The organism is Kitasatospora sp. NPDC048239 (genome assembly GCF_043202015.1).
GTDB lineage: Bacteria > Actinomycetota > Actinomycetes > Streptomycetales > Streptomycetaceae > Kitasatospora.
This window is the reverse complement of sequence record NZ_JBICZP010000021.1, coordinates 85,824-96,999: the sequence shown is the minus strand read 5'-3', so window position 1 is coordinate 96,999 and position 11,176 is coordinate 85,824. Positions and strand designations below refer to the sequence as shown.

Below are 11,176 nucleotides of genomic sequence, written 5' to 3'. Positions count from 1 at the left end.
CGGACCGTGGCGGCTTCCGTCGTGACGACCGTCCGTCCGGTGGCGGTTTCAACCGCGACCGCGGCGACCGTCCGCAGGGTGGCGGCTTCAACCGCGACCGCGATGACCGCGGTGGGTTCAACCGCGACCGCGGTGACCGTCCCCAGGGCGGTGGCGGTGGCTACCGTGGCGACCGTCCGCAGGGTGGCGGGTTCAACCGCGACCGCGACGACCGTGGCGGCTTCCGTCGTGACGACCGTCCGTCCGGTGGCGGTTTCAACCGCGACCGCGGCGACCGTCCGCAGGGTGGCGGCTTCAACCGCGACCGTGACGACCGTGGCGGCTTCCGTCGCGATGACCGTCCCTCCGGTGGTGGCTTCAACCGGGACCGTGACGACCGCGGTGGGTTCAACCGCGACCGCGGTGACCGTCCCCAGGGCGGTGGCGGTGGCTACCGCGGCGACCGTCCGCAGGGTGGCGGTTTCAACCGCGACCGCGACGACCGTGGTGGGTTCAACCGTGACCGCGGTGACCGTCCGCAGGGTGGCGGGTTCAACCGCGACCGTGACGACCGCGGTGGCTTCCGTCGTGACGACCGTCCGTCCGGTGGTGGGTTCAACCGTGACCGCGGTGACCGTCCGCAGGGTGGCGGCTTCAACCGCGACCGTGACGACCGCGGTGGCTTCCGTCGCGATGACCGTCCCTCCGGTGGCGGTTTCAACCGCGACCGCGGCGACCGCCCGTCCGGTGGCGGCTTCAACCGCGACCGTGACGACCGTGGCGGCTTCCGTCGCGATGACCGTCCCTCCGGTGGCGGCTTCAACCGCGACCGCGGCGACCGCCCCTCCGGTGGCGGTGGGTTCCGTCGTGACGACCGCCCGAGCGGCTTCCGTCGCGACGACCGTGACGACCGTCCGCGTCGTGACGACCGCCCGTCCGGTGGCGGTTTCAACCGCGACCGTGACGACCGTGGCGGCTTCCGCCGCGACGACCGCCCCTCCGGCGGCGGCTACCGCGGCGACCGTCCCTCGGGTGGCGGCTACAACCGCGACCGCGACGACCGTGGCGGCCGGGACTACGACGACCGCCGGGGTAACTTCGAGCCCGTCAAGCGGCTGCCGATCCCGGAGGACGTCACCGGCTTCGAGCTGGACGCGGACGTGCGCCAGGAGCTCAAGAGCCTTCCCAAGACGCTCGCCGACGATGTCGCCCGCAACCTGGTGATGGTCGCCCGCCTGCTGGACGGCGAGCCGGAGGAGGCCTACCAGTACTCGCGCGTCGCGCTGCGGCTGGCCTCCCGCGTGGCGGCCGTCCGTGAGGCGGCGGGCTTCGCCTCCTACATGACGCAGCGCTACTCCGAGGCGCTGACCGAGTTCCGCGCCGCCCGCCGGATGACCGGTCGCGCGGACCTGTGGCCCGTGATGGCGGACTGCGAGCGCGGTCTGGGCCGCCCGGAGCGCGCGCTGGCGATGGCCGGCGAGCCCGAGGTGAACCAGCTGGACAAGGCCGGCCAGGTCGAGATGCGCCTCGTCGCGGCGGGTGCCCGTGCCGACATGGAGCAGTTCGACGCCGCCGTCGTCACCCTGCAGAGCCCGGAGCTGGCCTCCAGCGCCGTGCACCCGTGGACCGCGCGGCTGCGCTACGCCTACGCCGAGGCGCTGATCGCGGCCGACCGTGCCGAAGAGGCCCGCGAGTGGTTCGCCAAGGCGGCCGAGGCCGACACCGACGCTGCGACCAACGCCTCCGAGCGGCTGGCCGAGATCGACGGCCTGGAGTTCGTGGACGCGCTCGACCCGGAGCTGGTGGAGGACACCGAGCAGGGCGAGGCCCCGGCGGCCAAGTCCGGCGCCGGCGTGCCGGACGAGCGGGAGATCTTCGAGGACGAGGAAGACGTCGAGGAGTACTACGACGAGGACGACCTCGAGATCGACGAGGACTTCGACGGCGAGGCGCCGGAGCGCGCCACCGGGAAGTCCGACCGGGACGCCGACGCCGACCAGCGCTGAGCATCCGGGTACTGAGCAGTCGAGGTACTGAGTGAGGCCCTGCCGCACCCCGGGAAGTTTCCGGGGTGCGGCAGGGCCTCACTGCTTTGGGACCCGCTGTGCGGGCCGGCCGTCAGCCCAGTTCGAGATTGCGCAGGACCAGTCCGGTGGCCGGCTTGGGGCCGAAGGACGTGGACTTGCGCGGCATGGTGACCCCCTGCTCGGCGAGCCGGCGGACCACGCTCTCCCGTACGGGGTGCAGCAGCACGGCCGTCCCGCCGCTGCGGGCGGCCTCGCGCTCGGCCGCCGCGGCGGTGTGCAGGTAGCCGATGTCGTCGGGACCGTCGGGGACCCGCCACGTGCGGTCGAGCAGGGTGGCGTGCAGGACGGTCGCGTCCAGGTGCCGCCACTCCTCGGGCCGGTCCTTCGGCACGGTGGCGTCGAGCAGGGCCTCGTCCGGTTCGCCGATCAGCCAGTAGACGCCGTCCCCGCCGGTGAGCACGAAGCCGCTGCCACCGTGCCGCTTCAGCTCGGCGAGGGCCTGGAGGGCGGTGCCGAGCGGTCCTGGCACCTCCTTGACCTGCCAGTGGTCGCCCAGCTGTTTCAGTGCCTCGGCGACCGGCAGGCGGTACAGCACCCGGTGGATCGCCCGGACCCACAGCGGGTAGCGGGCGGTGTCCACCAGCAGGACCAGGCCCCGGTCCCAGGCGCTGCGCGGCAGGTGGCGGTGCTCGCTCTGGAGCCGCAGGTACATCGCCCAGCGGTGGTGGCCGTCGGCGATCAGCGCCCGGCAGGTGGCCAGGTCGCGGCCCACCTCGGTGATCTCGGCGGCGTCGGTGACGGCCCAGAGGCGGTGGTGGGTGCCGTCGGTGGTGGTCGTGGTGAGGATCGGCTCGCCCTGGACGGCGCGTTCGACCACGCCCGCCGCGCCGCCGTTGCCCCGGTAGGTGAGCAGCAGCGGTTCGAGGTTGGCCCGGGTGGTGCGCATCAGGCCGACCCGGTCGGCGACCGGCCGGGGCATGACGTCCTCGTGCGGGAGCACCACGCCGGCCTCGCTGCCGCTGACGGCGAGTGCCCCGATCAGGCCGCGCTGCAGGAGCTCCGGGGAGTCGGCGGTGGCGGGGACGCGCTGCTCGTAGACGTACAGGGAGGGCTCGGGATCGGCGGCCAGGACACCCTCGCGCTGCCAGTCGCGCAGCAGTCGGGCGGCGTGCCGGTACCGGGTGTCGCGGTCGGGGCGGTCACCGGCGTCGTCCGGTTCGGGGCGCGGCAGGATCAGCCGGACCACGTTGTGCGGGTCGGCGGTCTCCAGGTCGAGCCGGCGGCCGGGGTCGACCACGTCGTACGGCGGTGAGGTGACCGCGGCGAGCGTGCCGACCCGGTCGGGGACGTAGCGCAGGCCTCGGAAGGGGGACAGGGACAGGCCTGCAGTGGCGACATGCCCGGGATCGCCGGGGCCGCCCTGCGGAGACTCCGCTCCGCTTTCTGCACTGGGTGTGCTCATTCTGGGCATCGTAATCGGGTACGCGTTGTTCAGAGATCTGAACACCCGTGCCGGATCTGCGGGGGCGGGTGTCACGACCGAGGGCGAGGTGGGCGCATGAGCGGTGGGCAGGAGCGGGTGGACGGCGCAGGCACCGGCGGAGCGGACGGGGCCGCCGGCGGCGCGGGCACCGGCGGTGGCGTGCCGGAGCAGGGGCGGGCGGGGGAGCCCGCGGGGGACGTGTACGACTGGTTCCGCCGTGGCGGGAGGTTGCTGGCGCAGGGTCACCCGGCTGCGGCGGAGCAGCTGCTGGCGCGCGCGGCGGAGGCCGAACCGCACTCCCGCAGCATCCGGGAGACGCTGGCCAGGGCGCAGTTCGACGCGGGTTCGTACGCGGCCGCTCTGGAGAACTTCAGGGCCGTCGCCCTGGCCGATCCGTCGGACGACTACGCTCAGTTCGGGTGGGGTGTCTCGGCGGCCCGGCTGGGCGACTTCGAGACGTCCGCCAAGCACTTGGCGCTGGCCGTGGCGATGCGGCCGGAGACCGACCACTACCGGGCCGCGCTGCGGCAGACCCGGGCGACCCTGGCGGCCCGCGCCGGGGCGTTCGGACCGCTGCTGCCGGGGGCGCCGGGGTACCAGGAGCCCGGCTGGCCGTCCGGTGCGCTGCCGGAGGGCTCGGACGCGCGCGGGGACGGGCCGGCGGGCGGCCGGGACGAGACGGATGACGGGGACCGACGAAGTGACCATCGACGCAGTGAATGAGGTAGAGCAGGCATGACCGAGACGGCCACCACCGCGCGACGGACCGCTCCGGGCGGCAGCGACCGCCCGCTCACCGAGGCGTACGACACCGCGCTGCTGGACCTCGACGGCGTGGTCTACGCGGGGCCGAACGCGATCGAGCACGCCGTGGCCTCGCTGGAGACGGCCCGGACGGCCGGGATGCGGCTGGCGTACGTGACCAACAACGCCTCCCGCCCGCCGCGGGTGGTGGCCGCGCACCTGACCGAGCTGGGCGTCCCGGCCGAGCCGGCCGATGTGATCAACTCGGCGCAGGCGGCGGCCCGGGTGGTGGCCGAGAAGGTGCCGGCCGGGTCGAAGGTGCTGGTGGTGGGCGGACTGGGCCTGGAGGAGGCGCTGGCCGAGCGCGGCCTGGTGGCCGTCCGCTCGCTGGACGAGGAGCCGCTCGCGGTCGTCCAGGGCTACGACGCCTCGGTGGGGTGGCTGCACCTGGCGGAGGCCTCGTACGCGGTGCAGCGCGGGCTGCCCTGGGTGGCGTCCAACACCGACCTGACGGTGCCGACCGCGCGCGGTATCGCGCCGGGCAACGGGACGCTGGTCGCGGCGGTGCGGGCGGCGACGGGCGTGGAGCCGGAGGTGGCGGGCAAACCGCTGCCCCCGATGCACCGGGAGACGGTGCTGCGGACGGGGGCGAAGCGGCCGCTGGTGGTCGGGGACCGGCTGGACACCGACATCGAGGGCGCGTTCAACGGCGGGGTGGACAGCCTGCTGGTCTTCACCGGGGTGACCACGCCGGCGCAGCTGCTGTCGGCGCCGGCCGAGCACCGGCCGACCTACCTGGCGGAGGACCTGCGGGGGCTGCTGGTGGCCCATGCCGGGGTGGCGGCGCTCGACGGCGGGGCGTTCGGCTGCGGCGGGTGGACGGCGGCGGTCGAGGACGGCGAGCTGCGGTTGACCGGTACCGGGGCGGACCGCTGGGACGGCCTGCGGGCGCTGTGTGCGGCGGCCTGGACGGCGCTGGACGCGGGCGGCGCACCGGTGGACGGGCGCAAGGCGCTGGCCGAGCTGGGGTTCTGACGCAGGGGCCGCCGCGGCCCGGTGACCGACCGGGCCGCGGCGGACCGCGGGGGGTCGGGCCTGGTCGGGCCTTAGAGGAGGGTGCGCAGCCGCAGCAGGTCGCGGAAGCCGGCCTCCAGGCGGACCCGGCCGCCGGCCCAGGCGGAGGCGAAGTGCAGCGTGCCGCCGACCATCGCGAGCAGGTCGTCGCTGCTCATGGTGAGCCGGATCTCGGCCTTCTCGGCGGGCTCGCCGGGGGCCTCGGTGACGTCCTGGATCCGGCCGTCGCGCAGCCGCCCGGTGAAGGTCAGGTCGAGATCGGTGATCCGGCAGGTGAGCGAGCGGTCGAGGGTGGCGGCCTTGCGGACGTCGCCGGTGGACCTGGCCAGGTTCCGGCTGAGCTGCTCCAGTGCCTCGCGGCACTCCTCGGCGTTGGCCATGGCGGTGGATCCACTCCTGGTAGCGCCGGGGTACGGCGGGTGGCGGCGGTGACTGCGGGGCCACGGTACCGCAGGAGGGTTTTGGCGGTAGCGTCGTCTGTGGGGTGCCTGGAACGGTCCGGGCACCGACGGCTACGGAGCGATGCGCGCAGGCGCTAAGGAGGCACCCGGATGCTGCCGAAGACGGTGCGGGGAGTGGTGGAGGTCGCCGCGGAGCTGGCCGAGGAGGTCGGCAAGCGCGTCGTCGGCCGGGCGGCCGGGCTGCTGGAGAAGGGCGGCATCGACCTCTCCGAGGTGGAGCGGAGGCTGGGCGGGCAGTTCCCGCCGTCCGCGAAGTCGCTGCAGACGCTGGCGGAGGAGGCGGTCACCGCGGGGCGGGCCGGGGTTGACCTGGCGGTCGGGGTGGCGCGCGGCGAGGTGGAGAAGGCCTTCGAGAAGGTCGGCGACCAGGTGACGAAGGTCGGGGTCGTGCTGGCCTACCTGGAGAGCAAGCTGCGCGAGGTCGAGGAGGAGCCGGTTCCGGCCGCGTCGGCGCCCGCCCCCGCGCCGGCTCCCCGGGCCGACGACCTGTTCGGGCGCGGGTGGGAGAAGGCGGAGGAGCCGGACGCCGAGGCCGTCCGCACCGGTGAGCCGATAGTGGCGGAACGGGTCGAGGTGGACGTTCCGGCGGCGGACGCGGAGCCTGCGGCCGGGGCGGCCCGGCCGAGCGGGAGGAAGCCGGCGCGGAAGGCGGCGGCGAAGGCCGCCGTGAACGATGACGCGAAGCCCGCCGCGAAGCCCGCCGCGAAGAAGTCCGCGGCAAAGAAGGCGCCGGCGAAGGCCGCCGCCCGCAAGACGGCGGTGAAGAAGACCGCCGTCAAGCGGACCTCGACCGCCGGGTCGCAGGAGACACCCGCCAAGTCCGCCGCCAAGTCCGCAGACGCCCCCGCCAAGCGGACGGCGACCAAGCGGACCACCGTCCGGAAGACCACGAGCACGAAGAAGCCCGATGCCTGACCCGGACACCGGGGAACCGCGGCCCCTGGGCGTCGAGCTGACCCCGAGCGGCCACCCGGCCGTCGACGCGGGACTGGCCCGGCTGGCGGCGCTGGACGGGGTGCCGACCGAGGCGCACGTCGCGGTGTACGAAGATGTTCACCAGCGGCTCACCGACACGCTGGCCGCGCTCGATCAGGAATGACCCGCCCGGAATGACCCGTAGGAGCTGAAACACCAGTGGCAGTGGCACGACGCCGTCTCGACGCGGAGCTGGTCCGCCGCAAGCTGGCCCGGTCGCGCGAGCACGCGTCCGAGCTGATCGCGGCCGGCCGGGTGACCGTCGCAGGCACCACCGCGACCAAGCCGGCCACCCAGGTGGAGACCGCGGCGGCGGTCGTGGTGGCCAAGGACGAGAACGACCCCGACTACGTCTCGCGCGGCGGCCACAAGCTCGCCGGGGCGTTCGCCGCCTTCGTGCCGCAGGGCCTGGTGGTGGAGGGGCGCCGGGCGCTGGACGCGGGCGCGTCCACCGGCGGGTTCACGGACGTGCTGCTGCGCACCGGCGCGCAGCACGTGCTGGCCGTGGACGTCGGCTACGGGCAGCTGGCCTGGTCGCTGCAGAGCGACGACCGGGTGACGGTGATGGACCGCACCAACGTGCGCGAGCTGACCCTGGAGCTGATCGGCGGGACGCCGGTCGACCTGGTGGTGGGCGACCTCTCGTTCATCTCGCTGGGCCTGGTGCTGCCGGCGCTGGCCGGCTGCGCCGCCGAGGACGCCGACCTGGTGCTGATGGTCAAGCCGCAGTTCGAGATCGGCAAGGAGCGGCTGGGCAGCGGGGGCGTCGTGCGCAGCCCGCAGCTGCGGGCCGAGATGGTGCGCCAGGTGGCCGGACAGGCGTGGGCGCTCGGGCTGGGCGTGCGGGCGGTCACCGCGAGCCCCCTGCCGGGCCCGTCCGGGAACGTGGAGTACTTCCTCTGGCTGCGTCGGGACGCCCCGGAACTGGACCCGGCGGAGGCGGACCGGGCCGTGGCGGAGGGCCCCCGCTAGGCTGCTCTGCGGACGTCCGGTCCGTCATGCTGGGTGACGCGACCGCACCGGGCCAAGGGCGACCCGGCAGGCGTAGGGAGAGGGCAATCGGCATGAGTGAGGAACGTACGGTCTTCCTGATCGCGCACACCGGCCGGGAGGCCGCGCTGCGCAGCGTCGAGGGCCTGGTGCACGGCCTGCTGAAGGCGGGGATCCGGATCAGGCTGCTCGCGGCCGAGGCGGTGGACCTGGATCTGCCGGACGGCGTCGAGCGGGTGGCCGGGGGGCCGGGTGCGGCGGACGGCTGCGAGCTGATCCTGGTCGCGGGCGGGGACGGGACGCTGCTGCGCGGGGCGGAGCTGGCGCGCGAGCACGGGCTGCCGATGCTCGGGATCAACCTGGGCCGGGTGGGCTTCCTCGCCGAGGCCGAGCGGGACGATCTCGCGGTGGTGGTCGAGCGGGTGGTCGACGCCGACTACGAGGTCGAGGAGCGGATGACGCTCGACGTCATCGTCCGGACCAACGGCGATGTGGTGCACCACGACTGGGCGTTGAACGAGGCGTCGATCGAGAAGGCCTCCCGGGAGCGGATGTTGGAGGTGGTGACCGAGGTGGACGGCCGGCCGGTCTCCAACTTCGGCTGCGACGGGGTGGTCTGTGCGACGCCGACCGGGTCGACGGCGTACGCGTTCTCCGGTGGCGGCCCGGTGGTCTGGCCGGAGGTGGAGGCGCTGCTGATGGTGCCGATCAGCGCGCACGCGCTGTTCGCCCGGCCGCTGGTGACCTCGCCGGACTCGGTGCTGGCGGTGGAGGTGCAGCCGAAGACGCCGCACGGGGTGCTCTGGTGCGATGGCCGGCGCTCGGTCGAACTGCCCGCGGGGGCACGGGTGGAGGTCCGCCGGGGGCAGACCCCGGTGCGCCTGGCGCGGCTGCACCGGGCGCCGTTCACCGACCGGCTGGTGGCCAAGTTCGCGCTCCCGGTGACGGGTTGGCGCGGGCGGGCGGACACCCACTGCTGACGTAGCGTCAGACAGCCAGCGGCTGGCTGTCGTCGGCGCTCCAGCGGCCCCCTGAGGCGGCCCGGGCGGCGACGTCGGCCAGCCGCTCGACGGCGGCCGGGACGGCCGGTGCCGGAACCGTGAGCGGGAGCCGGATGTGGTTCTCGAAGGCACCGTCGGAGCCGAAGCGGTTGCCGGCCGCGATCCGGACGCCGGCGCGCTCGCCGGCCAGCGCGAGGGCGGCGCCGGAGAGGCCGTCGGTGGAGACCCAGAGCGAGAGGCCGCCGGGCGGTTCGGCGTACGCCCAGTCGGGCAGCCGGGCCGGCATCGCGGTCGTGAAGGCGGCGGCGGTGGCCCGCAGCCGGTCCAGCTGGTGCGCGCGGACGCGGTCGAGCAGCGCCTCGTCCATCAGCTCGGCGGCGATCAGCTGGTCCAGCACGGGGGTGCCGACGTCGCTGTAGACGCGCTCGGTGGCCAGCCGCCGGACCAGGGACGGCGCCGCGCGCACCCAGCCGACCCGCAGGCCGCCCCAGAGCAGCTTGCTCGCCGAGCCGACGGTGACCACCTGGGCGGCCCGGTCCAGTGCGGCCATCGGGCGGGGGAGTGCGGTGCCGTCCGGTACGCCCCAGCCGAGTTCGGCGGTGGTCTCGTCGGCGAGCACCACGGTGCCGGCCGCGCGGGCGGCGGCGAGCAGGGCGCGGCGCTGCTCCTCGTCCACCAGGGCGCCGGTCGGGTTGTGGAAGTCGGGGATGGTGTAGGCGAGCCTGGGCGCCGCGCCGTGCAGGACCCGGCCCCACTCGGCGAGGTCCCAGACGGGCCGCCGGCGCGGTCCGCCGGGCCAGGAGTACGGGACGGGCACCAGGCGGGCGCCGCCGATCCGCAGGGCCTGCAGGGTGTGCGCGTAGCTGGGCGCCTCCACGGCGACCCGGTCGCCGCGCCCGACCAGTGCGCGCTGGACGAGGTGCAGGCCGCCCATCGCGCCGGTGGTGATCAGGATCTGGTCGGGGGCGGTGGGCAGGCCGCGCTCGGTGTAGCGGCGGGCCACCGCCTCGCGCAGGACCGGCACCCCGGTGGGGAAGTGGCCGTGCCCGGCGGCGTAGGCCTGCAGCTGCTCGACCGCCCGGACGGCGGCCTCGCCGAGGTAGGGCTGCGGGGCCGGCAGCGCGGCCACGCCGAGGTCCAGGGTGTTGCCCTGCTCGTCCGGCGGCACCGGGTGCAGGGCGTCGCTGGGCGGCGGCGCGCCCTCCGGCAGGGCCGTCCAGCTGCCCGAGCCGCGCCGGCTGCGCAGGTAGCCCTCGGTGCGCAGGGTCTCGTACGCGGTGGCGACGGTGGTGCGGCTCAGCTCCAGGGCGGAGGCCAGCTCGCGCTCGGCGGGCAGCCGGGCGCCGACCGGCAGCCGGCCCTCGGAGACCAGCAGCCGGATCTGCCCGGCGAGCGTCCGGTAGGCGGGGCGGCGGATGCCGGGCGGCTCGGGCAGCCGGGTGGCGGCGAGCAGCCGGGCGAGAGCGGGGGGAGTGACGGTGGTGTGCCAGTCGGCCATGGCAGATCAGTCCACTTGCTCGGGATTGGCCCTGGAGGGGGCGGCTTTGGCCCGCCCATCATGGCAGGGCGGCCGTCGAGTCCGCCACCGCCGTCCGTCAACGGCGCGGTGCAGCATCACCCGCAGGAGATCCGATGGCCACCACGACCACACCCGCGTCCCTCCCCGTCCCGCCCGCGGCGCCCGCGGCCGTCGGGACCGCCGCCGGCCGTTCGCCGGCCGCCCGGCTGTTCGGTGACACCCACGCGCTGGGCCGCCGCCTGCCGCAGCTCGCGGTCGGCCTGTTCCTGTACGGGGCGAGCATGGCGCTGATGCTGCGTGCCTCGCTCGGCCTCGACCCCTGGGACGTCTTCCACCAGGGCCTGCAGCGCGTCCTGGGCCTCTCCGTGGGAGCCTGGGTCACCATCTGCGGCGCCGCCGTGCTGCTGCTCTGGATCCCGATGCGCCAGCGGCCCGGGGTCGGCACCGTCGCCAACGTGCTGGTGCTCGGCGCGGCCATGGACCTCACCCTGCGGGTGGTCGGCACACCCGGCCCGCTGCCCGCCCGGATCGCGCTGATGGTCACCGGCATCCTGGTCAACGGCCTGGCCACCGGCCTCTACATCGGCGCCCGGCTCGGCCCCGGCCCGCGCGACGGCCTGATGACCGGCCTGCACCGGCGCACCGGCCGCTCACTGCGGCTGATCCGCACCGGCATCGAGCTGACCGTCCTCGCCGCCGGCGTGCTGCTGGGCGGCACCGCGGGCGTCGGCACGGTGGCGTACGCGCTGGCCATCGGCCCGCTCGCGCAGTTCTTCCTGCGCTGGTGCACCGTCCCCGAGGCGCCGGCCGACCCGGTCGGCCCGGGCCTTCCGGCCTGAAGCCCGGGCGTGTCGGCCTGAAGCCCGGGAGGATCGGGCCACCCGCGGGGCGGAATCGGGCCGGGGGCGACCGGTCTCGACCGC

The 11,176-nt window shown here is 75.2% G+C and carries 11 protein-coding genes and 1 pseudogene; 9 read left to right on the top strand and 3 right to left on the bottom strand.

Annotation, left to right across the window (positions count from 1 at the left end):
• Both ACGFZP_RS35940 and ACGFZP_RS35935 read left to right on the top strand, forming a co-directional pair.
• Window positions 1–899, top strand: a pseudogene (locus ACGFZP_RS35940) (hypothetical protein); the annotation flags it as partial.
• A gap of 240 nt (window positions 900–1,139) precedes the next feature.
• A complete protein-coding gene (locus ACGFZP_RS35935) occupies window positions 1,140–1,985 on the top strand; it encodes a hypothetical protein (RefSeq protein ID WP_392940974.1) in 846 nt (281 codons plus the stop codon).
• 112 nt (window positions 1,986–2,097) lie between these two features.
• Here the strand turns inward: ACGFZP_RS35935 and ACGFZP_RS35930 are convergent, their stop codons facing one another.
• Entirely contained in the window at window positions 2,098–3,468 is a 1,371-nt protein-coding gene (locus ACGFZP_RS35930) for a DUF1015 family protein (RefSeq protein ID WP_392940963.1), read from the bottom strand.
• Between the two features lie 96 nt (window positions 3,469–3,564).
• On the opposite strand from ACGFZP_RS35930, the gene ACGFZP_RS35925 reads away from it, so the two are divergent.
• On the top strand, window positions 3,565–4,212 hold the full coding sequence (locus ACGFZP_RS35925; protein WP_392940962.1) for a tetratricopeptide repeat protein: 648 nt from the start codon (window positions 3,565–3,567) through the stop codon (window positions 4,210–4,212).
• Between the two features lie 12 nt (window positions 4,213–4,224).
• Complete coding sequence (locus ACGFZP_RS35920) at window positions 4,225–5,268, top strand: HAD-IIA family hydrolase (RefSeq protein WP_392940960.1); 1,044 nt, start codon at window positions 4,225–4,227, stop codon at window positions 5,266–5,268.
• A gap of 71 nt (window positions 5,269–5,339) precedes the next feature.
• On the opposite strand, the gene ACGFZP_RS35915 is transcribed toward ACGFZP_RS35920, so the two are convergent.
• Complete coding sequence (locus ACGFZP_RS35915; protein WP_392940958.1) at window positions 5,340–5,687, bottom strand: SCP2 sterol-binding domain-containing protein; 348 nt, start codon at window positions 5,685–5,687, stop codon at window positions 5,340–5,342.
• Between the two features lie 171 nt (window positions 5,688–5,858).
• On the opposite strand from ACGFZP_RS35915, the gene ACGFZP_RS35910 reads away from it, so the two are divergent.
• From ACGFZP_RS35910 to ACGFZP_RS35895, 4 genes are all read left to right on the top strand, one after another.
• Entirely contained in the window at window positions 5,859–6,683 is an 825-nt protein-coding gene (locus tag ACGFZP_RS35910; RefSeq protein WP_392940957.1) for a hypothetical protein, read from the top strand.
• On the top strand, window positions 6,676–6,867 hold the full coding sequence (locus tag ACGFZP_RS35905) for a hypothetical protein (RefSeq protein WP_392940955.1): 192 nt from the start codon (window positions 6,676–6,678) through the stop codon (window positions 6,865–6,867). Before ACGFZP_RS35910 ends, ACGFZP_RS35905 begins: the two co-directional genes overlap by 8 nt.
• A gap of 41 nt (window positions 6,868–6,908) precedes the next feature.
• On the top strand, window positions 6,909–7,715 hold the full coding sequence (locus ACGFZP_RS35900) for a TlyA family RNA methyltransferase (RefSeq protein ID WP_392940953.1): 807 nt from the start codon (window positions 6,909–6,911) through the stop codon (window positions 7,713–7,715).
• Window positions 7,716–7,807: 92 nt separating this feature from the next.
• A complete protein-coding gene (locus ACGFZP_RS35895) occupies window positions 7,808–8,713 on the top strand; it encodes an NAD kinase (protein ID WP_392940952.1) in 906 nt (301 codons plus the stop codon).
• 7 nt (window positions 8,714–8,720) lie between these two features.
• On the opposite strand, the gene ACGFZP_RS35890 is transcribed toward ACGFZP_RS35895, so the two are convergent.
• Window positions 8,721–10,232 carry a PLP-dependent aminotransferase family protein gene (locus tag ACGFZP_RS35890; protein WP_392940950.1) on the bottom strand — a complete coding sequence of 504 codons (1,512 nt, stop codon included), beginning with the start codon at window positions 10,230–10,232 and terminating at the stop codon, window positions 8,721–8,723.
• Between the two features lie 134 nt (window positions 10,233–10,366).
• On the opposite strand from ACGFZP_RS35890, the gene ACGFZP_RS35885 reads away from it, so the two are divergent.
• Complete coding sequence (locus ACGFZP_RS35885; RefSeq protein WP_392940949.1) at window positions 10,367–11,092, top strand: YitT family protein; 726 nt, start codon at window positions 10,367–10,369, stop codon at window positions 11,090–11,092.
• Window positions 11,093–11,176 lie beyond the last annotated feature (84 nt).

Excerpts from the sequence above, each read along its gene's own strand:
- ACGFZP_RS35930 (WP_392940963.1), bottom strand. The coding sequence starts at position 3,468 with ATGAGCACACCCAGTGCAGAAAGCGGAGCGGAGTCTCCGCAGGGCGGC.
- ACGFZP_RS35925 (WP_392940962.1), top strand. The coding sequence starts at position 3,565 with ATGAGCGGTGGGCAGGAGCGGGTGGACGGCGCAGGCACCGGCGGAGCG.
- ACGFZP_RS35920 (WP_392940960.1), top strand. The coding sequence starts at position 4,225 with ATGACCGAGACGGCCACCACCGCGCGACGGACCGCTCCGGGCGGCAGC.
- ACGFZP_RS35915 (WP_392940958.1), bottom strand. The coding sequence starts at position 5,687 with ATGGCCAACGCCGAGGAGTGCCGCGAGGCACTGGAGCAGCTCAGCCGG.
- ACGFZP_RS35910 (WP_392940957.1), top strand. The coding sequence starts at position 5,859 with ATGCTGCCGAAGACGGTGCGGGGAGTGGTGGAGGTCGCCGCGGAGCTG.
- ACGFZP_RS35905 (WP_392940955.1), top strand. The coding sequence starts at position 6,676 with ATGCCTGACCCGGACACCGGGGAACCGCGGCCCCTGGGCGTCGAGCTG.
- ACGFZP_RS35895 (WP_392940952.1), top strand. The coding sequence starts at position 7,808 with ATGAGTGAGGAACGTACGGTCTTCCTGATCGCGCACACCGGCCGGGAG.
- ACGFZP_RS35890 (WP_392940950.1), bottom strand. The coding sequence starts at position 10,232 with ATGGCCGACTGGCACACCACCGTCACTCCCCCCGCTCTCGCCCGGCTG.
- ACGFZP_RS35885 (WP_392940949.1), top strand. The coding sequence starts at position 10,367 with ATGGCCACCACGACCACACCCGCGTCCCTCCCCGTCCCGCCCGCGGCG.